The organism is Microbacterium sp. UBA837 (assembly GCF_002296025.1).
Classification (GTDB): Bacteria; Actinomycetota; Actinomycetes; order Actinomycetales; family Microbacteriaceae; genus Microbacterium.
Genome location: NZ_DBHD01000022.1, coordinates 20,146 through 45,703 on the forward strand (window position 1 = coordinate 20,146; position 25,558 = coordinate 45,703).

Consider the following 25,558-nt stretch of genomic DNA (forward strand, 5'->3'; position numbering starts at 1 on the left):
TACCGAGGCATCAGCAGACCCGATCGGTCCAGCGATGCCGAGATACAAGTGAGGTTCACCCCGGATGAAGACGCTTCTGAGCGACGACGCCGCGCAGGCGGCAGCTACCGAACCGACCGGCGAGGTGCTGCTGGTGCGCGGCGGACGTCCGCTCCGGGGACGGGTCACCGTCACTGGCGCGAAGAATCTCGCGACCAAGGCGATGGTGGCATCGCTGCTCGGCGACTCTCCCAGCACCCTGCGCGATGTGCCGCAGATCAGCGATGTCCGGGTCGTCCGTTCGCTGCTCGAAGTTCACGGGGTCAAGGTCAGCGACGGAGCAGAACCGGGCTCGCTCGTGCTCGATCCGACGGATGCCGTGTCGGCCCACATGGAAGAGATCGACGCCCACGCCGGTGCTTCCCGCATTCCGATCCTCTTCTGCGGTCCGCTCCTGCACCTGCTCGGTGAAGCGTTCATCCCCGACCTCGGCGGGTGCCGAATCGGCGACCGCCCGATCAACTTCCACCTGGATGCACTTCGTCAGTTCGGAGCGGTCGTCGAGAAGCTGCCGACCGGCATCCGGCTCTCGGCGCCCGAGGGGCTCCACGGCGCGAACATCGAACTGCCCTACCCGAGCGTCGGAGCCACCGAGCAGGTGCTGCTGACCGCCGTGCGTGCCGCCGGTGTGACCGAGCTTCGGGGCGCGGCTATCGAGCCCGAGATCATGGATCTGATCGCTGTGCTGCAGAAGATGGGCGCGATCATCTCTTACGAGCCCAACCGCGTCATCCTCATCGAGGGCGTCGACGAGCTCACAGGGTACGACCACCGCTGCATCTTCGACCGCAACGAAGCCGCGTCGTGGGCGTCCGCCGCACTGGCGACCGATGGTGACATCTTCGTCGAGGGCGCGAAGCAGCAGGAGATGCTCACCTTCTTGAACATCTACCGCAAGGCCGGTGGCTGGTTCGACGTGCGCGAGGACGGCATCCAGTTCCGCCGCGGCGGACCCCTCAAGCCGGTCATCGTCGAGACCGACGTGCACCCCGGGTTCATGACCGATTGGCAGCAGCCGCTCATCGTCGCGCTCACGCAGGCCGAAGGCGAGTCAGTCGTGCACGAGACGGTTTACGAGAACCGGTTCGGTTTCACTGACGCCCTGAACAAGATGGGAGCCAGCATCGCCGTGCACCGCGATGGCCTGGACGCGCCGTACCGTCGCGTTCCGCGGCGCGCTCTCGAGCAGGCAGCCGTCGTGACCGGTCCTACGCCGCTGCACGGGGCTGACGTCGTCGTGCCCGACCTGCGCGGCGGGTACAGCCACCTCATTGCGGCGCTCACCGCCGACGGGGAATCCACCGTCCGTGGCGTCGGGATTCTGAGCCGCGGCTACGAGAAGCTCTTCACGAAGCTTTCGGCGCTCGGCGCAGATTTCGATATCGTCGGCTGACATGGGCGACCCCAAACCGCGAGCCTCCTCGGAGAAGACGCGGCCCAGCCTCTTCTGGCCGTTGGCAGCCATTGTCGTGCCGCTGCTGGGAATCCTGGCGCGTGTCGACATCACCGATGGCCACAAGCTGCCCCGCGAAGGAGCATTCGTGCTCGCGCCCAACCACATGAGCGAGTTCGATCCGATCATCGTTGCGCGCGCCGTGTGGGGGATGGGACGGGCGCCTCGCTTCATGGCCAAGGAGAGCCTGTTCCGGGTCCCTGTCCTGGGCGCGATCCTTCGTGCCACAGGCATGATCCCGGTAGCGCGCGCATCGTCTGCCGGCTCTGCCAAGCAGACCATGGCGCAGGCGGAGCATTTGGTGGAGGCAGGTCGCGGCGTGATCGTCTACCCCGAGGGCAGCCTCACGCGCGACCCGTACCTGTGGCCCATGCGGGGAAAGACCGGAGCCGTGCGCCTGGCGCTCGAGGGCGGCATCCCGCTGGTCCCTGTGGCGCACTGGGGTGTGCAGCGCATCCTGCCGCGCTACGGCAAGCTCAGCCTGTGGCCGCTGCGCAAGCGTGTACGCGTGCTGGTGGGCGACCCGCTGGATCTCTCGGCTTTCGCGGGGCGGACGCGCGAGGCATCCGCCCTTGTCGCGGCCACCGATCTGCTGATGGCCGAGATCGCACGTCTCGAGGGCGTGCTGCGCGGCGAGACCCCTCCAGCGGAACGCTGGGATCCGGCATCCCACGGGCAGAAGGAGACCGGGCGTCTTGAGTCGTAAAGAGGATGCCGCCCGTCCCCGGGTGACCGTGGTCGGTGCCGGCAGTTGGGGCACGACCTTCGGCAAGGTGCTCGCCGACGGTGGTGCCCGTGTGACGATGTGGGCTCGGCGCCCCGAGCTTGCCGCTGAAATCACCGAAGCCAAGCGCAACAGCCACTACCTGCCGGGCATAAACCTTCCTCGGCACATGACCGCGACCTCCCGTCTGGAGGAGGCTCTGGCGGGGGCCGAGCAGATCTACCTGTCAGTGCCGAGCCAGGCCCTTCGGCAGAACCTGAAGACGATCCGTCCGCTCATCGCCGATGCCGGTGTTCCGGTCGTGTCGCTGATGAAGGGCGTCGAGCGCAAGACCGGTCTGCGGATGAGTCAGGTGCTCGAGCAGGAGCTGCGGTGCGATCCTGACCTCATCGCTGTCGCATCCGGGCCTAACCTGGCACTGGAGATCGCGAAAGAACAGCCGACCGCGGCGGTCATCGCATCCAGCAGCCAGGAGACAGCGGATGCCGTCGCCCGGCGAGCCCGCAACTCGTATTTCCGGACGTTCGTGAACACTGACGTCGTCGGTACAGAATTCGGCGGCGTGCTCAAGAACCTGATCGCCGTCGCGATCGGCATCGTCGACGGCGTCGGTTACGGCGAGAACACGAAGGCGTCGATCATCACGCGCGGCCTTGTCGAAATGACAGACTTCGCTGTCGCACAGGGCGCCCACCCCGCTACCCTGCAGGGACTCGCGGGGCTTGGTGACCTGATCGCGACGTGCCAGTCACCGCTCAGCCGAAACAACACAGCCGGCCGTCTTCTCGGCCAGGGCTACAGCTTCCAGGATGTGGTGAAGCAGATGGAGCAGACCGCCGAAGGTCTTGCGTCTGTTGCCCCCGTCTTGGCGCTTGCCGCCGAGGCCGGCATCGACATGCCGATCGTTGAGCAGGTGAAGATGGTTCTGGACGGCACGATGAATCCCCGCGATATCGCGCCGCACCTCACAACGGATGACGACGAACCCCAGGGCGAGAGGACGCAGAATGGCACAGGCGACGGTGGCGGTGCTGTTTGGCGGTCGCTCCAGCGAGCACTCGATCAGCTCCGTCACGGCGGGAGGGGTGCTGCGGGCACTCGACCGTGAGCGTTTCCGGGTCATTCCGGTCGGCATCACCCGCGACGGCATCTTCGTCCTCGAAGAGGACGACCCCGACAAGTTCGCGCTCGACGCTGCGCACCTTCCCGAGGTGAGCGACAACGGCACGCGCGTGCTCTGGCCCGAAGGCGGTGCCGACCGCGTGCTCCGCGTACGCCACGCTGACGGGAGCGTCGACACGCTCGGTTCACTCGAGGTTGTGCTGCCGATCCTCCACGGAGTCCACGGCGAGGACGGCACCGTTCAAGGTTTTCTCGACACCCTCGGCATCCCGTACGCGGGAGGCGGTGTGTTGGATTCGGCGCTATGCATGGACAAGCACTTCATGAAGATCGTGCTGCAGGCATCCGGGGTGACCGTCGCGCCCTGGGTGACGATCACACGCGATTCTTGGGCGGCGGATCCGGATGCTGCGCGAGCGGCTGCGCGCGCTCTCGGCGTTCCGAACTTCGTCAAGCCCTCTCGGGCCGGATCCAGCGTCGGTGTCTCGAAGGTGCACGATTGGGATGAGTTCGACGCCGCTGTCGAGCTCGCGCTCGCCGAAGATGACAAAGCGCTCGTGGAGACCGCCATCGTCGGGCGCGAGATCGAGGTCGCCGTGCTTGAGTCGCCGGGGGCGGCACCTGCACGTGCATCGTTGCCGGGCGAGATCGTGCTGACAACGCGCGAGTTCTATGACTTCGAAGGCAAGTACCTCGGCGGCGACGGTGCCGAGGTCGTGTGCCCCGCCGCGCTTACAGAAGACGAGGTTGCGGCGCTGCAGGCGGCGGCAGTCCGTGCCTTCGAAGCCGTTGGCGGGCGAGGACTCGCGCGCGTGGACTTCTTCCTCACTCCCGCGGGGATCTACGTCAACGAGCTGAACACGATGCCCGGCTTCACGCCGATCTCGATGTTCCCGAAGTGTTGGATCGCCTCGGGGATGACCTACACCGAGTTGATCAGCGACCTTCTGGACACCGCCCTCGCGCGCACCTGACCGCCACGCATCGAAGCCGGCGCGGAGTCAGCCCTCGGCGGATGAGGAGCCGCTGACCTGGTCAGTGCACTGCAGACCGTTCACGGGGAGCGTGTCGACGATGATGTTCCCGAGTGTGTCGAGGACCTCGGCGCTCGAGACTGTGTCGCTGTCGAGGTAGACCTGCACCGCGGGATCGGTGCCGAACGAGGTGATCCGGTAGTAGGGCGCGTCGGTGTCGTCGACGATCCAGTCGACACCGCTGAGGGTCGAGCACGGAAGGGTCGTCGGACCGGGAACATCAACGCCGCAGGCGACGATGATGTTGCTGCCGCCGCCCTGCTCTCCCCACGCGCCAGTCGCCTGGGCATCCGTCCAGCGACGCTCGAAACCGTCGAGGGTCTGCGGGAACCGTACCGTCACCTCAGCACAGCGCGGGTTGTTCGCGTCGGGCGCCGGTTGCAGCGAGACCGTCGTGCTGCACGCCGCGAGGGCGACCATGCTCGTCGCGCACATCACCATCACGGCGATGGTGCGACGGGCAAGAGGCATTGGTCCAATCTACCGCCGCGGTAGCGTGGGACGATGCAGGATCCCTGGGTTGGTGAGCTCTCCGAGGGCGAGATACTGTCAGCAATCCTGCGGGAGCTGGGGCCTTCGGCGGCCGAGGTGGGGCCGGGTGATGACGCGGCAGTGCTGACGGCATCCGATGGTCGCGTGGTCGCGACGGTCGACACTCTCGTGCATGGTCCGGACTTCCGCCTCGCCTGGTCGAGTGGGTTCGACCTCGGATGGAAAGCGGCAGCCGTCAACCTCGCCGATATCGCCGCGATGGGTGCGCGCCCGACATCGCTCCTCGTCGCCCTCGCAATGCCCGATGCCACCCGCCTCTCCTTTGTCGTCGACCTTGCCCGCGGGCTTCGTGCCGGGTGTGAAGCCCTCGCACCCGGTTGCGTCGTGGAGGGCGGCGACCTGACGGTATCGGATGTCCTCACCGTCGCGGTGACCGCGCTGGGCACCCTCGAAGGTCGCCCCGCGGTGCGCCGGTCAGGGGCTCGGCCTGGAGACGTCGTCGCTGCCACGGGGCGTCTCGGGGATGCCGCTCGCGGCTTGCGCCTGCTTTTCGACCGCTTCCGGGATGCCGCCGGCAACCCGGTCCCCGTGGACCGGGCGGATCTGACAGCCGACGAGGCTCGGGAACTCGACGCGCAACTGCGGCCCGCGCCGGGCATCACCGACGGGGTGCGGGCAGCCCTCGCCGGCGCCACGGCAATGATGGATCTGTCGGACGGCCTCGTCCTCGACGCCGGGCGCATGGCCGCGGCATCCGGTGTCACCCTCGATCTGCGTCGCGACGCGCTCGGGCCTCACCCCGACGACGCGCTCTCCGGCGGTGAGGACCACGGCCTGCTCGCGACGTTCCCGGCGACGGATGCTGTGCCCGACGCCTTCCAAATCATCGGGGTGGTCCGCGAGCACGGAGAGACGCCGGTCCTGGTCGACGGGGCACCCTTCGAGGGCAGCGGTGGGTGGGATCCCTATCGTGACTGGGATTCGTCGCGCGGGTGATCGTCGGCGTCAGCGACGCTGGGTGCGCACCGGAGCCACCAGATCGCGGTGTCACCGTACCGGCGGTGACGCGCGAGCGTGAGTCCGGCCGGAAGAGCGGGTTCGGGCGATCGTGCGGCACGCTCGGCCACGACGATCGCATCCGGCGCGAGCGAGGGGACGAGAAGCCGCAGGGTTTGGGCGAGGTCGTCCTCACCGAGGTCGTACGGGGGATCGATGAAGACGAGCTCGTACGGTTCGTGCGGGGCGGCGAGGTAGGCATCCGCTGCGGTTCGATGCACGCGGTACGCGCCGCCGACAGCGTGCCGCACGCGCCCCGCGTTGCGTTCGATGACGCTCGCTGCCCGCGGCGACTTCTCGACGAGGTCGACGGATGCCGCGCCGCGGCTGAGCGCTTCCAGCCCCAGCGCCCCCGACCCGGCGTAGAGGTCGAGTACCCGGGCGCCGGCGATGGCCCCTGACGCGTCGAGCGAGCCGAAGACCGATTCGCGGACCCGGTCGCTGGTCGGTCGCGTGCCGCTTTCCGGAACCTCGAGGCTCAGGGAGCCGGCGGCCCCGGCGATGATCCGTGTCACGCGTCCACTGTACAAACCGGTACAGCGCCGCCGCGGGCGCTCACCCGGTCTTCGCGCGTCGGAGGCTCTGCCTAAACTCAGGTGCATGGTCGCTCTCACGCTGTCGTCGCGACTGGACGGCGCGCTCGGCGGCAAAACGGCCAAGGCACTCGAGCGTGCGTTTGCGATGCGCACGGTGGGTGACCTGCTCGAGCACTACCCACGCCGTTACGCGCGCCGCGGAGAGCTCACACCCATCGCGTCTCTGCCGATCGGCGAACCGGTCACGATCGTCGCCGAAGTCCGCAGGGCGTCCGAGCGACGGATGCAGAATCGCCGGGGTTCTCTGCTCGAGGTGGTGATCAGCGACGGCAACGGGGAACTCACCCTGACGTTCTTCAACCAGGCGTGGCGGATGAGAGAGCTGGTCCCCGGCAGGCGCGGGGTGTTCGCCGGCAAGGTGGGCGAGTACCGCCGTTCGTTGCAGCTCGCGCACCCGGACTATGAGCTGTTCGACGACGAAGACCGAGCGAGGGCGACGGCAGAAGCCACCGCTAACCTTCCCGTACCGATCTACCCGGCCACCGCGTCGCTGGCCAGCTGGCAGATCGCGAAGTTCGTCGGGATGGTCCTCGACGGCCTCGACGATCTGCCGGAGCCGCTGCCCGAGGATCTGCGGCGGGCGCATGGTCTGCTGTCGTATCGCATGGCGTTCGAGCGCATCCATCGCCCGGACTTTCCCGACCAGGTTGAGCCCGCGCGGCAGACCTTGCGCTGGCATGAGGCGCTGGTGTTGCAGACGGCCCTGCTGCAGCAGCGACAGTTCGTGCGCGCGATGTCGGCGACCCCGCGTGAGCCCGGCGCACTCCTCGATCGGTTCGACGCCTCGTTGCCCTTCAATCGAACTCCGGATCAGATCACTGTCGGTGACCAGATCGCCCGGGATCTGGTCGGCGAGTGGCCGATGAATCGGCTCGTTCAGGGTGAGGTCGGGTCGGGCAAGACGCTCGTGGCGCTGCGCGCGATGCTGCAGGTGGCTCAGAGCGGCGGCCAGTCCGCGCTCATCGCTCCGACCGAGGTGCTCGCTTCTCAGCATCTGCGCTCGATCGCTCGGATGCTCGGCCCCGACCTGGCGGTCGAGCTCATGCCGACACTGCTGACCGGTCAGTTGACGGCGGCCGAGCGGCGTCGTGCGGCGCTGCGCGTGGCATCCGGGCAGTCGCGCATCGTCGTGGGCACGCACGCGCTCCTGAGCGACGCGACGACCTTTGCCGACCTCGGGCTGGTCGTCGTTGACGAGCAGCACCGGTTCGGTGTGGACCAGCGTGAGGCGCTGCGGGCAAAGGGGACCACCCCGCACGCTCTCGTGCTCACCGCCACGCCGATTCCTCGAACGGTTGCGATGACCGTCTTCGGTGACCTCGACGTCTCCACGATTCGGTCGATGCCCGCGGGACGAGCCGGTATCGAATCGTTCGTCGCGCCGGTCGCCGACCGCCCCGCGTGGTTCGCGCGCGTGTGGGAGCGCGTGGCCGAGGAGGTGGCCCAGGGGCGCCAGGCCTTCGTCGTGTGCCCGTCGATCGATGCCGCCGCATCCGGCAAGCCGGCAGCAGACGAGGTAGCCGAGGTTCCGGCAGCCGAGTCTGCCACAGCCGCGGCAGAGGAGTCCTCGCGTAAGACGCGCTGGGGCGTGGTGCAGGTCGCCGAACTGCTGTCGCGGCATCCGGCATTCGAGAAGCTCTCGGTTGAGATCCTCCACGGCAAGATGCCCGCAGAGCAGAAGGATGCCGTCATGCAGGCCTTCGCGGCGGGGAGTATCGATGTGCTCGTGGCAACAACTGTCGTCGAGGTGGGCGTGGACGTTCCGAACGCCTCGACGATGGTGATTCTCGAGGCCGACCGATTCGGCGTGTCTCAGCTGCATCAGCTGCGTGGCCGCGTCGGCCGCGGTTCCGTGCCGGGGCTGTGTCTGCTCGTGACCGAGAGCGAGGTAGGCACGTCGGGGCGTGCGCGCGTGGAGGCCGTGGCGGCGACCCTCGATGGATTCGCCCTCGCCGAAGTCGATCTCGAACTGCGCGGCGAGGGTGACGTGCTGGGTGCAGCGCAGTCCGGCGCCAGATCGTCGCTGCGCCTGCTGCGCGTCGTGACGGATGCCGATCTCATCGCCCGCGCTCGGTCAGCAGCTGAAGACATCCTGGCCAGCGATCCGGCGCTGCTGTCTCACCGACCGCTCTCGGATGAGATCGAGCGGCGGGTCGGCCAACAGGAGCGGGGCGGCTCTCGCCAAGAACTGATGCTGACCCCCGATAGGCTGAAGGCATGAACAGTCGGATCGCCGTGGTTCCGGGTTCCTTCGATCCGCCGACGCGGGGTCACCTCGACGTCATCCGTCGCGCGGCGAGACTGTACGACCAGTTGCACGTGGTCGTCGTACACAACCCCGGCAAAGAAGCGATGCTTCCGATTGCGCAGCGGCTGTCTCTGCTGGAGCAGTCCATCGCTGAGGCAGACATCGAGGGCAGCGTTGTCGTTGCCTCCTGGAGCGTCGGCCTGCTCGTCGACTACGCGCGCGATGTCAACGCCGGCGTGCTCGTCAAGGGCATCCGTTCGCAGGCGGATGTCGTCTACGAAGTACCCATGGCGGTCGTCAACCGTGACCTCGCGGACGTGGAGACCGTCTTCTTGCTGCCCGATCCCTCGCACGCGATGGTGTCGAGCTCACTGGTGCGGCAGGTGGCAGCCCTCGGCGGCGACGTATCGGCCTATGTCCCGCCCGCGGTAGCTCGATTCCTGCACACCGGCGGCCACGACCTCTGACCCGGCACCGAGACTGCTCTCTCCCACGCGGGTAGCATGGACCCCCGTGAGTAGGCAGCACTCCGGACCGTTCGTCGTCCCCGTCCGCGACATCACGCACCGTCCCGGCGAAATGCGGGAGTTCTCTCTGGAGATACCGGCCCCGCAGAAGTGGGGCGAAGGGTTGGTCTCCGTCGCGGAGGGCGAGCCGCTCGTTCTGGACGTGCGTGTGGAGAGCGTCCACGAGGGGATTCTCGCCACCGGCGAGGTCGACACCGAGTACACCGGGGTGTGTGGACGGTGTCTGGGGGAGGTCGCCGAGAGCGTCCGCGTCGCGTTCCAGGAGCTTTTCGCGTATCCTGGGCAGGAAGAAACTGACTTCGAGGTTCAAGACGACCACGTGGATCTTGAAACTCTGGTCAGGGATGCGGTAGTCCTGTCGCTTCCATTTCAGCCGGTGTGTCAGCCGGATTGCCCCGGCCTTGATCCGGTCACGGGTGAGCGACTGACCGAGAGCACCGGTTCGCCCGCGAGCGAACCCATCGATCCCCGGTGGGCGGCGCTCCAGGGCTACAGCACCCAGGACGACACCACAGACCACGGCGACCACGACGCACGCGCGTGAGTGGCTGCCGAGAAGAAAGAGATGAGCTGAACAATGGCTGGTAACCCCCCGAAGCGCAAGGTCTCGCGTTCGAACACCCGCTCGCGCCGTGCGCAGTGGAAGGCCGACGCGCCCACCCTCGTCAAGACCGTTGAGAACGGTAAGACCGTCTACAGCCGCCCGCACCAGGCGAAGGTCGTCACCGACTCGCAGGGCACCGAGCTGTTCCTGGAGTACAAGGGCCGCAAGGTCGCCGACGTCTGAGCGTCGTAGCGACGTGACGACTCGCGAGTCCGCTGAACTCGCGCAGAAGCTCGGGGTCGACATTGACCCCGAGCTTCTCGCGCTGGCACTGACCCACAGGTCCTGGGCGTACGAGAACGGCGGAGTTCCTCACAACGAGCGACTTGAGTTCCTCGGTGACTCAGTACTCGGCCAGGCAGTTACGGTGCGGCTGTTCCGCGCGCATCCCGAGCTCGACGAGGGTGCGCTTGCCAAGCGCCGCGCTGCCGTCGTGTCGACCGTCGCGCTGGCAGAGGTTGCCCGGGGCATCGATCTCGGCGCCTATGTCAAGCTCGGGCGCGGCGAGGAACAGACCGGAGGCCGGGAGAAGGACTCGATCCTGGCCGACACCATGGAAGCAGTGTTCGGGGCCACCTATCTGTCGGCGGGGCCGGATGCGGCATCCGACCTGGTTCTACGGCTCATTGAGCCACTGCTGTCCGACCCCGACCGGTACGGCGCCGCAGTCGACCCGAAGACCGCATTGCAAGAGCTTGCCGCCCGTCGCAGCGTCGCTCCGCCGGCGTACGAGGTCTCATCGACCGGGCCCGATCATGACCGCCGCTTCACCGCTGTCGTGGTCGTCGGCGACCACCGAGCCGAGGGTGTCGGCACCAGCAAGAAGCACGCCGAAATGGCCGCTGCCCTCCGGGCCTGGCGCGACCTCACCTCGCGTAGCTGACATCGGGGCCTGAGCACGATGCCTGAGCTTCCCGAGGTCGAGGTTGTCCGCGCTGGTCTCGCGCCGGCTGTCACGGGTGCCGTGATCGAGGCGGCAACCGTCTCCGATGATCGCGCACTGACGCGGCATCCCCCGGGAGCGTCAGACTTCGAGACACGTCTCCTCGGCCGCACCCTGGAGGGTCCGGCGAGACGGGGGAAGTTCCTGTGGATTCCGCTGGCGCCCCGTGATCCCGGCGCACCGCCGACGGAGGCCCTTGTCGCTCACCTCGGTATGAGCGGACAGATGCTGCTGCGCCCTTCCGGGGCGCCTCCGGAGCGGCACGAGCGCGTGCGGCTCGACATTCGGCATCCGAATCACGGCGACCTTGCCGTCGTCTTCGCCGATCAGCGCACGTTCGGCTCGCTCGCGATCGACCCACTTCAGGGCACGCGAGATGGACTCGCTGGCGGATACGGCACTGACGACGCCCTCGTCCCGGCTCAGGTCGCGCACATTGCGCGCGATCCCCTGGATCCAGGATTCGACGTTCGGGCCTTTCGCCGCACTCTGGAGCACAAGGCGTCTGCCATCAAGCGCGTGCTTCTGGACCAAACCGTGGTGTCGGGCATCGGGAACATCTACGCCGACGAGTCGCTGTGGGCGGCGCGGATCCACCCCGATACTTCAGCCTCGCACCTGACCACGCGGGCCGTCCATCGCCTCATCGCCGAGGTGCAGGCCGTGCTCGAGAAGGCTCTCGCCGAGGGCGGAACGAGCTTTGACGCCCAGTACGTCAACGTGAACGGGCAGGCCGGATACTTCGCGCACTCCCTGAATGCGTACGGACGCACCGGCCAGCCGTGCGCACGGTGTGGTGCCCCCATCGTGAAGGTATCGTTCACGAACCGCTCCTCCCACTTCTGTCCGCACTGCCAACGTCCGCCCCGCACGAAGGCCTCGGTTTCCGCGGGCCTTCCCTAACGGAGCCTCCATGCGCGTCGTCATCTCGGGAACCCACGGCAGTGGCAAGAGCACGCTGCTCGGCGACTTCGTGGCTTCCCACCCCGAGTGGCACGTTCTGCCCGACCCCTACGAAGACATCGATGCCGCAGCAGACGAACCCGGGGCACTGTTGTTCGCGCATCAACTCGGCATCGCGGCATCTCGACTGCTCGAGCCGGCTCCAGGGCCGGTGCTCGCCGAGCGGGGGCCCCTGGACTTTCTTGCCTACCTCTCGGCGATGCAGTCCCTGGGCAGAGCGATCGTTGACTCCGAGCTGATCGAGCGCGGATATGAGCTGACAGCGGCGGCGATGCACTCGGTGGACCTTCTGGTGATTCTGCCCCTGAACCGACGGGATGCGATATCCATCGGCGAGAGCGAAGACCTCGAGCTTCGCGATGCGATGGATATCGCTCTGCTGGAGTACGCCGATGATTCGGATCTCATCGGGAACGCAACGGTGACGGAGATCGCGGGTGATCGTGATCGACGGCTGCTCTTGCTCGAACGAGCTGTCCGAGAACACCGCGACGCGTCAGTTGCTTCCTGAGCCAGCCAGCGTCCAGGTTCCCAACCCCTGCCGGTTGAAGAACTCCATCGTCAGTGCCGTCACGGCGCCGTCTGTGCGGGAAAAGGTCGCGGACGATCTCGAGCCCGGGGGCGCATTCTCGCCCGTCGGAGTGAAGGCAAACGTGTCGGCATCCCACGGATCAAGCGTCACGACGTACGCGCCATCCGGCCCGAGAGCTGCGCGCAGTTCGCCTGCTTCTTCGCTCACCGCCAGTTCGCCGTAGTACGGGTTCGTGTATGTCCCGACGTAATCGGATGCCGGTGCAGGAGGCGACGCATCCGCAGGTGGCGTTTGTTCGACGAGGTCACCGGTCGGGGCGTAATAGGACCCGATCGCCGCGTTGAAGTCTGTCACCCAGTCCCGGGTGACATAGCCGTATTGCACCAGATCCAGGAACTCCGCGTTGATGGCCTCCGGTACGCCCTGGGGTCCACCGTTGGTCAGGGTCACGATGCCCAGATCAAGACTCGGGACCAGCCGATAGCTCGTTGCCGCGCCCAGGATGAAGGCGCCCGAGTGACTGATCGAGGTTCGGCCACTCAGCTCCGTGCCCGTGTTGAACCCGAAGCCGTACATGCTCGTGCGCGCCGTGTTCGATACCGGATGCCCGCTGATCATTTCGCCCGTGGTGGCAGCTGTCAGCGCTGCCGGATCGATGTACTCGGCCCCGGCGATCTTCCCGTCCGAAAGCACGACATTCATCCAGGTGGCGAGATCGAGCACGGTGGACGAGACCCCTCCCGCGGGGGACTGGGGATCAGGATCTCGCTCGGAGAGCGGGACGAACTCGCCATTAACGAGGACGTGGATCGTTGCGCGGTTCGACTGCGCGAGAAAGTCGGCGTACCGGGCGCTCGAGGACGTCATACCTATCGGCTCGAAGAGCAGCTCGTCGATGGCATCCTCCCACGGCTTGTCGAGAGCGGCGGCTGCCGCTTCGGCACCGACGGTGATCCCGAAGTTCGAGTAGTTGTAGGTCGACCGGAACGCTGACAGCGGCTGCAGGTACAGATGTTCCATGATGTAGTCGCGGTCGTAACCGAGGTCCTCGAGATCGTCGCCGGCTCCGGTGGCAAGTCCCGTCCGGTGCGAGAAGTAGTCGCCGATTGTGGCGTTGCGGGTCACGTACGCATCAGAGAGCGCGAATCCTGGCAGTTCCTCGACCACGGGAGTGTCCCAGGTCACGGCGCCCTCCGTGATGGCCTTGGCGACGGCGGTCGCAGACAGGGACTTCGATACCGAGGCGATTTGGAACACGGTCTGCGCGTCGACCGTGTCATCGGTGCCCGCCGTCTTGACGCCGAAACCATCGCTGTAGACGATCTCGCCATCGTGGACCACCGCAACGGCGAGCCCCGGGACCCCGCTTTGCTCAAGCGCTGCGTCGATGAGGCCCGGCAAGGCATCAACGGCCTTCGTCACCGCCGCTGAGACCGACTCAGCCGGGAGGGCGATGGCATCTTCTCCCGGGTTGGGTTGGGTCTGCACCGGGATCGTCGCCGGTGGCGAGGTATCCGTGCAGCCGGTCAGGGCGACGAGAACGCTCGCTGACAGTGCGAGAACGGTGCAGCGTGCCGAAAGTCTGGACATCGGGTGCTCCTTGACGGGGTGCGCGGGGGCTTCATCAAGTCTTTTGTGTTGTCCGCGCCGCCTCCATAGACGTAGGTCCATGGGAACCCGCGGGTTGGGGCGCGATAGTTGTCTGCGTGGTCGATGTGTCAGGCTCGAGGCTCATGAGCTCGAGTCCGCCCGGCATCCGTGCCCAGCCGAATCCGTCCCATGCGCCGGGTGCGTTTCTGGTGGCGCTCGTCGCGAGCCTGGGCATCCTGCTCGCGGGAATGCAACTTGCCGTGATCCTGCCGGGATCGCAGCAGCCCGTCACAGCCGTCCTCATCGTGTACACCGCTGTCTTCGTCGTGTACATCGGGGCGGGAGTTCTGGCCTGGATGCGGCGACCGTCCAACGGAATGGGACCTCTGCTGATTGCGGCCAGTCTCGCGGTGTATGCCGGAAACCTCGGCAACGCTTCGGTTGTAGTTCTCGCGCTGGTCGGTGACGTTTTCGCGACTGTCGTGTTCGCGGCGATCGTGCAGCTGCTGTTGGCTTTTCCCTCCGGACGGCTGCGCGGCACAGTGTCGCGCGTGGTGGTTTCTGCTGCGTACGCGGTTGCGGTGCTCCCTGGAGTCGGTGCTCTCATCGCCCCGGGAGATCCGCAGGCTCAGGACGTCTTCGTGCTGACGCAGCGCCTGGGCGGGCTCGCCGTCATGGTGGTGACAGCTGGGCTTCTCGCGCGTACGGTCCTGGCAGCCGACGCCGTCTTCCGGCGGCTCCTTCTGCCGCTGTACGGGTACGGCATTTTCGCGGTGCTGGCTGTGCCGGCAAGCGCGGCGCTCTTCGACGTCCTCGGCGCCCAGGGCTCTGTGGCGCTCGCGACGATACAGCTCATCATCCTCGCGGGCGTTCCCGTCGCTTTTGTCGCGGTCATCCTGCGTGGCGGTTTTCCGCGCAGCGGCGGGTGGGAAGAGTTGAGTGAGGCCCTCGCGGTGGTCAGGGAGGGCAAAACGCCCCTGCGGGATGCGCTTGCTCGCACGCTCGGAGACGAGACCTTGCGCCTCGTGTTCACGGGCGAGGACGGTGCGTGGATCGACGAGCGCGGCGAGATCATCGATCCGCCGCCGGTCGGCGGTCAGCGCGCGCTCATCCCCGTCATGGTGGAGGGCCGCACCGTTGCATCGATCGAATACGATCCGCGGCTCACGGTCGATGGGGACTACGTCCGCCGAGTCGGTCAGGTCATTGCCGTCGCGATCGATCGCGCACGCTTGTCGGTCGAACTGCTGCGCAGCCGGCGCGAACTGATGGCATCCCGGGCGAGGTTGGTCGACGCCGCCGACCGGGAGCGGCTGCGGATTGCCCAGGACCTTCACGATGGGCTGCAGATGCAGCTGGTGCTCCTCGCGCTCGAAGCGCAGCAGATCGCGAACGCTGCTGAGGAAGGCGAGGCGACCAGTGCCCGCTCGCGAGTGCTCCGCGTGAACATCGATGCTGCCGCGAGTGACTTGCGCCGGCTCGTGCACGATGTTCTGCCGTTGCCCCTGGTCGGTCGCGGACTCGGCAACGCCATCGAGGATCTCGTTGACCGGATGCCGATTCCCACGGCGTTGGAGATGACATCGCTTGAGGAGATTCCCACGGCGGCGGCGACCACGGCGTACTTCGTGGTTGCCGAGGCGCTTACCAATGCCGTGAAGCATGCTCACGCCGACCGCGTCACGGTGACCGTCGCCCGAGTCGATGACGTGCTTCGCGTGTCGGTGACCGATACCGGTGTCGGTGGAGCGCACGTCGAGGGGCGAGGACTGGGCGGTCTCGTCGACCGCGTTGAGGCTGTCGGCGGCTCGCTGACCGTGACCTCGGTGGTGGGGGCGGGTACGAATCTGAGGATGGAGATCCCGTGCGGGTAGTGATCGCTGAAGACGAAGCGTTGTTGCGGCAGGGACTTGCCCTGGTTCTCGAACAGGACGGGTTCGAGGTCGTCAGCGCGGTGGGAACCGCCGCCGAGCTCGAGGACGCCGTTGGTGAACATCAGCCCCAACTGGTGATTACAGACATCCGGATGCCGCCGACGTTCACGGACGAGGGACTCGTGGCCGCGCACCGCATTCGCGCATCGTCGCCCGATGTAGCAATCGTCGTTCTGTCCCAGCACGTACAGCGCCGCTACGCGATCGAACTCGTCGGCACGGGTCAGGGCAAGGTCGGCTACCTGCTCAAGCAGCGCATCGCGGATGTTCGTACCTTCACGCAAGACTTGCGACGCGTCGTTCGCGGGGGGACGGCGCTGGACCCCGACGTGGTCGAGATTCTCCTCTCACGTGCCCAGGTGCTCGGCGGTGGTGTCGAGCGACTGACGCCTCGTCAACGCGAGGTGCTCGGCTACATGGCCGAAGGGCGCAGCAACAGTTGGATTGCGGGCGCCATCGGGTTCTCCGAGAAAGCTGTCGTCCAGCACACGTCGAAGATCTACGACGCCCTCGGTCTCGCGGTCGATGCGGACGACCATCGTCGCGTGCTTGCCGTGCTTCGCTATCTCACCCGCTGACGGCGTCGGTGCTGGCGTCGGATGCGGGCGCGAGCGTCTTCTTCCACGCGCCGATGTAGGCGACCGGGCGGAACCCGATCTCTTCATTCACGGCCAGCATGGGCCGGTTCTCCTCGGCGTTGTAGGTGAGAATCCGCTGCGTGTGTGGCGCCAGTTCGCGCCAGCGAAGCAGCGCAGCGGTCTTGATCAGCATCCCGAGTCGGTGACCGCGGTGCTCGCGAAGCACCAGTGTGTCCTCCTGGTGCGTCACGGGGTGCCCAGGGCTCGACGCCAGCTCGGTGAAGGCAACCAGTCGACCCGACGCGCGATCGCGCGCCGCGACAACGAGCACGTCGCGCCCGCCCTCGATCCAATGGGTGTCGTGTTCGAGTATCCGGGCCGCATCCCAGCTTTCCTCGGCGATCTCCATGCCCGCGCTCGGTGCGTCCACACTCATTCGCGACTTCATCCAGGCGTAGTCGGCCACGAACTCCGGGGGAGTCGGCGGACGCCACGAGACGAGCTCGTACCCGGCTGACGCCACGGACGCCTGCTGATGGAGCTCGCTCACCAGATCGACACTGGTGGCCGAAAGGTCGAGGATGCTCTTGCGTTCGACCTGTTCCAGCGCGTAGCCGTGGCGAAGTGCGAATCGCGCAGCGTGATCGAGCGGAATCCGCCCGAAACCGGTCGGCGGAGCAAGTTGCTCACCGTCTGCGGTCGGGTGTTCGATCCATGACTCGATGACGCGACGCTCGTTCTCGGCGGCAGCCGCCTCGAGGATGCCGAGTGCCGCCGTTCCGACGCCATGACTCCACGCGTGGCGGCGAAGTTCGATCTGCGCGTAGGCAGCCGTGGCGTCCTCGTCGTGAGGGAGATCAAGCCCCGCGCGTCCCACGAACTCACCGCCGGACCACACCCCCCAGATGAGTCGCTGCGCGAACGGAGATGGCCGATAGAGGGGGAGAAGCACGGCGGGATCGAGTTCCTCGTCTCGGTTGCCGCTGATCTCGTCATAGACGATGTTGCGGACCCTCACCATCTCGAGGAAGTCTGCCGCCTCGGGGGCGTGGAGACTGCTCGGGATGGTGAGGGGCCGGATGTCGGGTGATGCGGTTGTCACGTCGGATCCTTCGATCAGCGGGCGTTCAGATGCCAGGCGGCCAGGCGGACGGCCTGAGCTGCGCGCTCTTCGCGCGCACGCTCCTGGTCGTACCGGAGGCGTGCGACTTCGCGCTGTTCCCGGGAAGCAGCACGACGGAGGTGCTGCGTGAGCACCCAGACGGCTACCCGAAGGCTTGCGCGCTCGGCGAGCGTCAGATGTCGACGGACGTGGGGGTGGGTGGTGAGAGCCTCGACGGGCTCGAGCGTGGTGTACATGAGAGACCTTTTGGTCGGCTGCGAATGCCGGTGTTCTTCCGGCATGCAGCGGGGAGGCATCCGTGCGCTGGCCAGCGGGTCAGTGCAGATGCGGAGAAGTGAACGGACAGGTAGTCCGTGGGGCCGGAACCGACGAGGTCCGGTGGCTCAACCAGCGCGCGTTACGCGGCGGTGGGAGCGGCGAGCAGTCCCAGGAAGGTCAGTCCCATGGGAGCGCGCAGCGGGGTGTGTCCGAACACTGCATTGCGAATCATCATGGCTGTCCTCCTCTCGTGACGTGTCGCGATCTGGAACGTTAGCGGGTCGAAGCAGCGTTCGTCAAGCAAGCTCCCAGAATTCGAGGACCTCCGGGCGTGTCGCCAGTCCTGGGCCTGGCTCCCTCGGTGAAGCGGCCTAGCAGGGTAGCGTAGGTCGACGGTCGGTGGTGGGGGTCGATACGCCACACGTCGGGAAGGAACGCGCATGCACCTGAAGAGCGTCACGCTCAAGGGGTTCAAGTCATTCGCCCAGCCGACCACCTTCGCCTTCGAACCGGGGGTGACCGCGATCGTCGGACCCAACGGCTCGGGCAAGTCCAACGTCGTCGATGCGCTGGCCTGGGTCATGGGGGAGCAGGGCGCCAAGACCCTGCGCGGCGGCAAGATGGAAGACGTCATTTTCGCCGGTACCTCGACTCGCGGGCCGCTGGGTCGCGCCGAAGTGCAACTCACGATCGACAACAGCGACGGAGCTCTGCCGATCGAGTACTCCGAGGTCACGATCAGCCGGACGCTGTTTCGCAACGGAGCGAGCGAGTACGCGATCAACGGCGAAGGATGCCGTCTGCTTGACGTACAGGAGCTCCTGAGCGACTCGGGACTCGGGCGCGAGATGCACGTCATCGTCGGGCAGGGTCGGCTCGACACAGTGCTGCAGGCCTCTCCCGAAGACCGACGCGGGTTCATCGAAGAAGCCGCGGGAATCCTCAAGCACCGGCGCCGCAAAGAGAAGACGCTTCGCAAGCTCGAGGCGATGGAAGCGAACCTCACGCGCCTGAGCGATCTGGCCGGTGAGCTGCGCCGACAGCTCAAGCCTCTGGGCCGCCAAGCCGAGATCGCCCGGGAAGCTGCCACGATCGCCGCTGTCGTGCGCGACGCGAAGGCTCGCTTGATAGCCGACGAACTCGTCGGCTTGCGTGCGGAGCTGGCAGATCACATGCGGACCGAGCATGAGCGCCACGCCGAGCGGCTTGTGTTGCAGGATCGATCCGATCAGCTGCGGGTACGGATCGCGCAGCTCGAGGCTGAGCAGCGGTCCGAGGCTGTCGATGGTGCGCGGCGGGTGCTGTTCTCGCTCGAACGCGTGCAGGAGCGCCTGCGCGGGCTGTACTCGCTCGCCGGCCAGCGGTTGACGCTTCTCGGGGAGTCGTCCGATGACGACGGTGCGGCAGTCCGAACCGTCACGAGCGCAATGATCGATGACGCGCGGGCTGAGATCGACGAGGTTTCTGCAGGTCTCGTGGATGCGGAGGATGCGGCATCCGAGGCTGCCCGTGACGTCATGCGAGCTCGAGCCGAACTCGACGCCCTGGATGTCGACATCGCCGAGCAGAGCGCGCTGGTTTCGCAGCATGAGATGAAGCTCACCGCTCTGCGGGGGTCGGCGGACGCCGCAGCGTCAGCGCTGGCGGCCATCGACGATGCGCTGGCACGGCAGCAACGCGCATTGGATGCCGCGACGGCTCGTCGCGAGTCGGCGGCGGCGGAGCTTGCCGGGGTCGATCCCGAGCTCGTTCCCGAGGGCAGCTCGGCGCAGTACGCAGCCGAGTACGACGAGGCTGGCCGCCGGGCGACGGATGCCGAGACCCGCGTCTCGGAGCTCCGGGACCGCCTTCACGAGACCGAACGCGAGATCGAAGCGCTCACCGCCCAGACCACGGCGCTGACGCGCGCGCTGGGCGTCAAGAACGCCTCAGCTGACCTGATTGCTGAGGAAGCTCCCGGGGTTCGGGGCCTGGTCGGTGACGCCATTCAGATCACGCCCGGGTATGAGGCCGCGATCGCCGCCGTGCTCGGTCCCCGCGCCGAAGGTGTGCTGGTGGACAGCCTCGAGGATGGCTTTGCGCTGGCCGAGCGAGTGCGTGACGCCGATCGCGGGGTGGTCGATTTTGTCATCGGCGAGGTCGCGGAAGCGGTTGAGGATCTTTCTGGATTCGGTTCGCTGCGGCCCGCCCCAGATGTTGTCACCGGTCCCGCCGGTGTGCGGGCGCTTCTGGCGCGTGTCGTCATCGCGGACGACCTCGACGCAGTTCGGAAGAGCGCGCCGCAGGTGGTCGCCGACCCGCGCACGATCACCGTCGTCACCCGGGCGGGTGAGGTGTTCACAGGCTCGTCGCTGCGAGCAGGCGCGGGAGCCTCTCGATCCCGACTTGAGCTCCTGGCCGAACGAGACGCTGCCGCCGACCGTCGCGATGAACTCGTCGTGGTGGCCGACTCCCTGCGGGAGGCGCTCGCCGATGCACGCGCCGAGGCCGAGGAGGCCAAACGCCACACGAGCGCGGCGCTGACCCGGCTGCGTGAGCACGACGCAGCGGTGGCTGCGCACGCGGAACAGGTCAACCGCGCCACCGTGCAAGTCGAGGCTGCCAGCGCGGAGTGTGAACGGCTTGAGGCAGGACTCGCGCAGGCGCAGGCTGCCCGGGATGATGCTGCGGCAGCCGCAGCGTCGGCTCAGGCGCAATTGCAGCATGCCCTGGAGGCGCCGCGTCCCATTCTTGACGCATCGGCTCGCGACGGGCTTCTCGAGGCACTCGAGGGTGCGCGGGAGCACGAGATGCGGGCGCGGCTCGAGGTCGAAACGCTCCGTGAGCGGGTTCGCGCCGGACAGGCGCGTGTGCAGCAGCTGGAACGCCAGCGCGAGCGCGAGGCCGCGGCTGCCGCCGAAGCGGCGCGACGCGCTGTCATTCGTCGACGCCAACATCAGGTTGCCGCCGATGTCGCAGCGACCCTGCCGGCCGTCCTGGATTCGGTCGACCGATCGGTCTCGGCGGCGCGTCTCGAGCTCGCTGAAGCCGAGTCGGCCCGCTCCGCCGTCACGTCAGAGCTGTCGGCAGTTCGGGCCGACGAAGCCGCGGTTCGGGAACGTCTGGCAGGACTCACCGAAAGCGTTCACGGGCTCGAGCTGCAGATGCACGAGAAGCGACTTCACGTGACGAGCATCCTTGACCGGGCGCGATCGGAACTGAGTCTTGAGGAAGACATTCTCGTTTCCGAATATGGGCCCGATCAGCCGATTCCTGCTGACGACGGCGAAGAGCCGGTGGCTTTCGACCGCGCGAGTCAGCGGAAGCGGCTCCAGGATGCCGAACGCAAGCTAGCGCAACTCGGTCGGGTGAATCCGCTTGCGCTCGAGGAATTTGCCGCGCTCGAACAGCGACACACGTTCCTCACGGAGCAGCTCGCCGACCTCACCAGCACGCGAAAGGACCTCGTCACGATCATCGAGGACCTCGATGAGCGGATGCAGACGATCTTCCTCGCCGCGTTCGACGACACCCGGACCGCGTTCGACGAGGTCTTTCCGATCCTGTTCCCCGGGGGCTCGGGGAGCCTGAGCCTGACCGATCCGGACAACCCGCTGACTACCGGAATCGAAGTTGCGGTGCGGCCGGTCGGAAAGAAGATCGAGCGGCTCTCGCTGCTGTCTGGCGGCGAGAGATCCCTCGCGGCGGTCGCGCTGCTGACGGCGATTTTCAAGGCCCGTCCGAGCCCGTTCTACATCCTCGACGAGGTGGAGGCGGCGCTCGACGACGCCAACCTCGGGCGACTCCTGGGTGTGTTCGAGCAGCTGCGCGCCAGTAGTCAGCTCATCGTGATCACCCATCAGAAGCGGACGATGGAGATCGCCGACGCACTCTACGGTGTCTCGATGCGACAGGACGGCGTCTCGGCTGTCGTTGGCCAGCGGATCGCCGATCGCGCGGCCAGCTGACCGTAGGCTGGAGCTATGGCCGAATCATCCTGGTCGCTCGGACGAGCGCTTCGCGGCATGTTCGTCAAACCCACGATCGATGAGACGACGTGGGAGGACCTTGAGACGGCGCTCCTGACAGCCGACTTCGGCCCTGACATCACCGAGCGCATCGTGGATGAGCTGCGCGAGAAGGTCGACCGGTATCGGACCACTGATCCGCGTGACCTGCAGCGGATGCTCAAAGAAACGCTCGAAGAACACTTCGCGAGATTCGACACCACGCTCAAGCTCACCGAGCGCCCCGCCGTCGTGCTCGTGGTCGGGGTCAACGGGGTGGGAAAGACCACGACCATCGGCAAGTTCGCGAACTTCTTGCGCCGCTACCAGCGCAGCGTCGTCGTCGGCGCTGCCGACACCTTCCGCGCCGCTGCCGTCGACCAGCTCGCGACCTGGGCTGAGCGTGGAGGCGCGCATATCGTCCGGCCGCAGCATGAGGGGCAAGACCCGGCATCCGTGGCCTTTCAGACGATCGAGTACGCGAAGAACACCGGAACCGAGATCGTGCTCGTCGACACGGCAGGGCGCCTGCACACCAAGGGCGGCCTCATGGATGAGCTCGGCAAGATCCGCCGGGTCATCGAGAAGCAGGCGCCGATCAGTGAGGTCCTCCTCGTCCTGGACGCAACAACGGGGCAGAACGGCGTCATGCAGGCCGAGGCGTTCCTGGAGCACGCCGGCGTCACCGGCCTCGTTCTCACCAAGCTCGACGGCTCAGCGAAGGGCGGGTTCGTCCTCGCTGTTCAGGAGCGCACCGGCATCCCTGTCAAGCTGCTCGGGCAGGGCGAAGGAATCGGCGATCTCACCGGCTTCACCCCGCACGTTTTCGCTGCCGCCCTCGTCGATTGACGCCGCGCCGGGCGCGGGGACTATCGGTCGGCCCCCGGGGCTGGTTTCATGGGGTCATGGCGATCGAGCACGACTTCTTCGGCCTGCTGGAATCTGGTCCGGACGGTTCGATCTTCTGGTCTGAGAACGTCGAGTTCGCAGACCAGTCGGTCACCGTCGATCTGACCGCGCCCGATCAAGACGATGTCTCTCCGGACGCGCTCGATGTAGCCGCGAGCCTCATCTCGTCTCTCGAGACGATTGATCGGATCGCGCGCGAGGCGATGGTGTCGCAGCTGAGCGAGCGCACCAGCGAGGTAACCGAGTACATCCTGCAACAGCAGGAAATGCTGGGCGAGGAGTTGGAGTCGTTCCTCGTCGACATTTCCGGAGACACGCACATCGACGTCATCCGTGCCCTGCAACTGATGAGCATGACGATCCTGGCCGACGAACACGGCGGATCCGACCCGTTCGCCGTGCTCGAGTACGCCCTCGACCCGGATGCCACCGACGACGTGCTCCTGGTGAACATCGCCTCGGACGGCACGGTGCTCTCGGTCACCAGCGCTGATTGACCGCGCCCAGCTCGCTCACACGGCTTGAGCGAAGCTCAGGCCTTCGCGCGCGATGTCGTCGGCGAGGTGCGACAGGTTGTCGGGGATCTGTCGTCCCTTCGACAGCATCGACTGTGCCCACAGCCGCCCGGCGCGGTACGACGAACGGACGAGGGGCCCCGCCAGCACGCCGAGGAATCCGATCCGCTCGGCCTCCTCTTTGAAGGCGACGAACTCGTCGGGTTTGACCCAGCGCGCGACAGGCAGGTGACGCGGTGAGGGCCGCAGGTACTGCGTGATGGTGATGATGTCGGTGCCGGCTTCGTGGAGGTCGCGCAGAGCCTGAACCACTTCCTCGGGCTCCTCGCCCATTCCGAGGATGAGGTTGGACTTGGTGATCAACCCTGCCTGCCGTGCCTGGGTGAGAACGTCGAGCGAGCGCTCGTAACGGAACGCGGGGCGGATGCGCTTGAAGATCCTCGGGACGGTCTCGACGTTGTGGGCGAAGACCTCCGGGCGCGCCGCGAACACGTCATCAAGAAGGGCAGGCTCGCCGTTGAAGTCGGTAGCGAGCAACTCGACACCGGTGCCGGGATTCACGGCGTGAATCTGCCGCACCGTTTCTGCGTTCAACCATGCGCCCCCGTCGGGCAGGTCGTCGCGGGCGACGCACGTGACGGTGGCGTACCTCAGCTGCATCCGCTGGACACTCTCGGCGACCCGCCGCGGCTCGTCGGTGTCGTAGGCGGCGGGCTTTCCCGTGTCGATTTGGCAGAAGTCGCAGCGTCGGGTGCACTGAGATCCGCCGATGAGGAAGGTTGCCTCGCGGTCTTCCCAGCACTCGTAGATGTTGGGGCATCCGGCCTCTTGGCACACCGTGTGAAGACCCTCATCTTTCACCAGGTGCTGCAGCTGGGTGTACTCCGGCCCCATCTTGGCTTTCGTGCGGATCCACTCTGGCTTGCGCTCGATGGGAGTCTGCGCATTGCGGACTTCGAGCCGCAGGAGTTTTCTGCCCTCGGGGGCAGTCTGCGCTCCGGTGGCGGAAGCGCCGCCTGTCGATCCTGTCCCGCATGCACTCATGCTGTGACCTCCGCGTACTCTCGCTCGAACTGTTCGACGACGGTGGCCAGGACGTCTGCTGGTGCGACGGGCGCGCCGACCACCTCGCTGACCGTCGTGACGCCGGCATCCGTGATCCCGCAGGGGATGATCCCGCGGAAACCGGCGAGCGTGTTGTCGCAGTTGACAGCGAAACCGTGCATCGTCACACCCTTTTCCACGCGCACCCCGATGGCCGCCACCTTGTCTTCGGACAGGGGGCGGCGAACCCAGACGCCGCTGCGACCCTCGACCTGGTACCCCTCGACGCCGTGCTGCGAGAGGGCGGAGATGAGCAGCCGCTCGAGGCGACGGACGTGGGCCACGACATCGATCGGATCGGGAAGCCGCACGATCGGATAACCGACGAGCTGCCCGGGACCGTGCCACGTGATCTTCCCGCCGCGATCGACGTCGATCACCGGTGTCCCGTCGGCGGGACGCTCGTGCGGCTCCGTCCGCTTGCCAGCCGTATAGACCGCGTCGTGTTCGAGCAGGACGAGCGTGTCGGGGCGGGAACCTGCGACGACCTCGCGGTGGATGCGGCGCTGCATCTCCCAGGCGTCGAGATAGGGAACTGTCGCGGGAGACAGGCCCGCCACCACCACATCGAGCACGCAAGCCTCCGCAGTTTCTGGACTGCGTCCAACAATACGCTGAATCCTGGAAACGCCGACGTGTACCCTTCCTCCATGTCCGGAGGCAGGCCACATGCGGTATCGCGGGATTCAATCGCTGAAGCGGCATGCGAGCTCTTCCTCGAACAGGGCTACGAGCGCACGACTGTCGCGCATATCGCTCGCCGTGTCGGAGTGAGCAGGTCGAGCTTCTTCAACTACTTCGAGTCGAAGTCCGAAGTGTTCTGGTCGGGCCTGGATGAGCGGATCGAGTTTCTCGACGGATTCCTCGCTGCGGCGTGCCCGTCTTCGCGGCCGGCAGAGGTCGTGGCGGATGCTGTGCGTGAGGCCTTCTCGCGGTTCACCCCCGATGCGCTGGCGCTTGCGCTCGTGAACTCTGAAGCGATGGGAGTCGTTCCCGAGTTGACCCAGGAGATGGCGACGCGGCAGTGGCGTATCGCTGCGTCCATCAGCCCCTACCTGCGTCGAACGGGAGAGGAAGCGCTCGCCGCCGAAGTGCACGCCGCAGCCTACGCGGGGGCTGTCGTCGCTGCGCTGCGGGCCTGGGCGCTGGCTGGTGCGGGGCGCGAGAGCCTTGACGATCTGCTTCGTCGCGCCCTGGGAGTGCTTCGCTGATCCCCGGGGGCACGCTC

The 25,558-nt window shown here is 66.8% G+C and carries 24 protein-coding genes and 1 pseudogene; 18 read left to right on the plus strand and 7 right to left on the minus strand.

All coding sequences use genetic code 11. From position 1 onward, the window contains the following. Positions 1–64: 64 nt before the first annotated feature. Genes murA through B3587_RS01835 form a run of 4 tightly spaced genes read left to right on the plus strand, consistent with a single transcriptional unit; the run spans position 65 to position 4,312 of the window. A complete protein-coding gene (murA, locus tag B3587_RS01820) occupies positions 65–1,432 on the plus strand; it encodes a UDP-N-acetylglucosamine 1-carboxyvinyltransferase (protein ID WP_228178116.1) in 1,368 nt (455 codons plus the stop codon). A 1-nt stretch (position 1,433) separates the two neighbouring features. Next, a complete protein-coding gene (locus B3587_RS01825) occupies positions 1,434–2,198 on the plus strand; it encodes a lysophospholipid acyltransferase family protein (protein WP_292726113.1) in 765 nt (254 codons plus the stop codon). Beyond that, entirely contained in the window at positions 2,188–3,324 is a 1,137-nt protein-coding gene (locus B3587_RS01830; protein WP_292726115.1) for an NAD(P)H-dependent glycerol-3-phosphate dehydrogenase, read from the plus strand. Before B3587_RS01825 ends, B3587_RS01830 begins: the two co-directional genes overlap by 11 nt. After that, positions 3,224–4,312: a D-alanine--D-alanine ligase family protein gene (locus tag B3587_RS01835; protein ID WP_228178119.1), complete on the plus strand. Its 1,089-nt coding sequence runs from the start codon at positions 3,224–3,226 to the stop codon at positions 4,310–4,312. Before B3587_RS01830 ends, B3587_RS01835 begins: the two co-directional genes overlap by 101 nt. 27 nt (positions 4,313–4,339) lie before the next feature. Here B3587_RS01835 and B3587_RS01840 read toward each other — a convergent pair whose 3' ends face one another. After that, entirely contained in the window at positions 4,340–4,843 is a 504-nt protein-coding gene (locus B3587_RS01840) for a DUF3515 family protein (protein WP_228178120.1), read from the minus strand. A gap of 33 nt (positions 4,844–4,876) precedes the next feature. Here B3587_RS01840 and thiL point away from each other — a divergent pair, with 33 nt between their 5' ends. After that, on the plus strand, positions 4,877–5,860 hold the full coding sequence (thiL, locus tag B3587_RS01845; protein ID WP_292726119.1) for a thiamine-phosphate kinase: 984 nt from the start codon (positions 4,877–4,879) through the stop codon (positions 5,858–5,860). Here the strand turns inward: thiL and rsmD are convergent. After that, complete coding sequence (gene rsmD / locus B3587_RS01850; protein WP_292726121.1) at positions 5,830–6,435, minus strand: 16S rRNA (guanine(966)-N(2))-methyltransferase RsmD; 606 nt, start codon at positions 6,433–6,435, stop codon at positions 5,830–5,832. The genes thiL and rsmD overlap by 31 nt on opposite strands. An 85-nt stretch (positions 6,436–6,520) precedes the next feature. Here rsmD and B3587_RS01855 point away from each other — a divergent pair. The 7 genes and pseudogenes from B3587_RS01855 to B3587_RS01885 all read left to right on the plus strand — a co-directional run bounded on the left by B3587_RS01855 (position 6,521) and on the right by B3587_RS01885 (position 12,312). Further along, positions 6,521–8,708: pseudogene (locus B3587_RS01855) on the plus strand (ATP-dependent DNA helicase RecG). A 25-nt stretch (positions 8,709–8,733) separates the two neighbouring features. Next, positions 8,734–9,231 carry a pantetheine-phosphate adenylyltransferase gene (coaD, locus tag B3587_RS01860; RefSeq protein ID WP_228178124.1) on the plus strand — a complete coding sequence of 166 codons (498 nt, stop codon included), beginning with the start codon at positions 8,734–8,736 and terminating at the stop codon, positions 9,229–9,231. Positions 9,232–9,343: 112 nt separating this feature from the next. Then, entirely contained in the window at positions 9,344–9,835 is a 492-nt protein-coding gene (locus tag B3587_RS01865) for a YceD family protein (protein ID WP_228178234.1), read from the plus strand. Between the two features lie 33 nt (positions 9,836–9,868). Next, positions 9,869–10,078 carry a 50S ribosomal protein L32 gene (gene rpmF, locus B3587_RS01870; protein ID WP_195691641.1) on the plus strand — a complete coding sequence of 70 codons (210 nt, stop codon included), beginning with the start codon at positions 9,869–9,871 and terminating at the stop codon, positions 10,076–10,078. A 13-nt stretch (positions 10,079–10,091) separates the two neighbouring features. Further along, a complete protein-coding gene (gene rnc, locus B3587_RS01875) occupies positions 10,092–10,778 on the plus strand; it encodes a ribonuclease III (RefSeq protein WP_228178125.1) in 687 nt (228 codons plus the stop codon). Between the two features lie 18 nt (positions 10,779–10,796). Next, positions 10,797–11,741, plus strand: a complete 945-nt coding sequence (gene mutM, locus B3587_RS01880; RefSeq protein ID WP_292726126.1) for a bifunctional DNA-formamidopyrimidine glycosylase/DNA-(apurinic or apyrimidinic site) lyase — start codon at positions 10,797–10,799, stop codon at positions 11,739–11,741. 10 nt (positions 11,742–11,751) lie between these two features. Next, on the plus strand, positions 11,752–12,312 hold the full coding sequence (locus B3587_RS01885) for an ATP-binding protein (protein WP_228178127.1): 561 nt from the start codon (positions 11,752–11,754) through the stop codon (positions 12,310–12,312). Here the strand turns inward: B3587_RS01885 and B3587_RS01890 are convergent. Then, positions 12,298–13,923, minus strand: coding sequence for a serine hydrolase (locus B3587_RS01890; RefSeq protein ID WP_292726129.1), 1,626 nt, complete (start codon positions 13,921–13,923; stop codon positions 12,298–12,300). The genes B3587_RS01885 and B3587_RS01890 overlap by 15 nt on opposite strands. Positions 13,924–14,066: 143 nt before the next feature. Here B3587_RS01890 and B3587_RS01895 point away from each other — a divergent pair, with 143 nt between their 5' ends. Together B3587_RS01895 and B3587_RS01900 are read left to right on the plus strand one after the other, a co-directional pair. Further along, a complete protein-coding gene (locus tag B3587_RS01895; protein WP_292726131.1) occupies positions 14,067–15,797 on the plus strand; it encodes a sensor histidine kinase in 1,731 nt (576 codons plus the stop codon). After that, positions 15,788–16,435 carry a response regulator transcription factor gene (locus B3587_RS01900; RefSeq protein ID WP_228178130.1) on the plus strand — a complete coding sequence of 216 codons (648 nt, stop codon included), beginning with the start codon at positions 15,788–15,790 and terminating at the stop codon, positions 16,433–16,435. The genes B3587_RS01895 and B3587_RS01900 overlap by 10 nt, the downstream gene beginning before the upstream one ends. Here B3587_RS01900 and B3587_RS01905 read toward each other — a convergent pair. Continuing rightward, positions 16,425–17,537 carry a GNAT family N-acetyltransferase gene (locus B3587_RS01905; protein WP_292726134.1) on the minus strand — a complete coding sequence of 371 codons (1,113 nt, stop codon included), beginning with the start codon at positions 17,535–17,537 and terminating at the stop codon, positions 16,425–16,427. The genes B3587_RS01900 and B3587_RS01905 overlap by 11 nt on opposite strands. Before the next feature lie 14 nt (positions 17,538–17,551). Next, positions 17,552–17,794, minus strand: a complete 243-nt coding sequence (locus B3587_RS01910) for a hypothetical protein (protein WP_228178132.1) — start codon at positions 17,792–17,794, stop codon at positions 17,552–17,554. Between the two features lie 462 nt (positions 17,795–18,256). On the opposite strand from B3587_RS01910, the gene smc reads away from it, so the two are divergent. The 3 genes from smc to B3587_RS01925 are packed head-to-tail and all read left to right on the plus strand — an operon-like array spanning position 18,257 to position 23,208. After that, the gene (gene smc, locus B3587_RS01915; RefSeq protein WP_292726136.1) at positions 18,257–21,763 is read left to right on the plus strand and encodes a chromosome segregation protein SMC; all 3,507 of its coding nucleotides are present in this window, start codon (positions 18,257–18,259) and stop codon (positions 21,761–21,763) included. A gap of 15 nt (positions 21,764–21,778) precedes the next feature. Next, entirely contained in the window at positions 21,779–22,651 is an 873-nt protein-coding gene (ftsY, locus tag B3587_RS01920) for a signal recognition particle-docking protein FtsY (protein ID WP_228178134.1), read from the plus strand. Between the two features lie 56 nt (positions 22,652–22,707). Further along, positions 22,708–23,208 carry a DUF2004 domain-containing protein gene (locus B3587_RS01925; RefSeq protein ID WP_228178135.1) on the plus strand — a complete coding sequence of 167 codons (501 nt, stop codon included), beginning with the start codon at positions 22,708–22,710 and terminating at the stop codon, positions 23,206–23,208. Between the two features lie 15 nt (positions 23,209–23,223). On the opposite strand, the gene lipA is transcribed toward B3587_RS01925, so the two are convergent. Beyond that, a complete protein-coding gene (lipA, locus tag B3587_RS01930) occupies positions 23,224–24,270 on the minus strand; it encodes a lipoyl synthase (RefSeq protein ID WP_228178136.1) in 1,047 nt (348 codons plus the stop codon). Further along, entirely contained in the window at positions 24,267–24,905 is a 639-nt protein-coding gene (gene lipB, locus B3587_RS01935) for a lipoyl(octanoyl) transferase LipB (protein WP_292726138.1), read from the minus strand. The genes lipA and lipB overlap by 4 nt, the downstream gene beginning before the upstream one ends. 75 nt (positions 24,906–24,980) lie before the next feature. On the opposite strand from lipB, the gene B3587_RS01940 reads away from it, so the two are divergent. Next, on the plus strand, positions 24,981–25,541 hold the full coding sequence (locus tag B3587_RS01940) for a TetR/AcrR family transcriptional regulator (protein WP_228178138.1): 561 nt from the start codon (positions 24,981–24,983) through the stop codon (positions 25,539–25,541). Positions 25,542–25,558 lie beyond the last annotated feature (17 nt).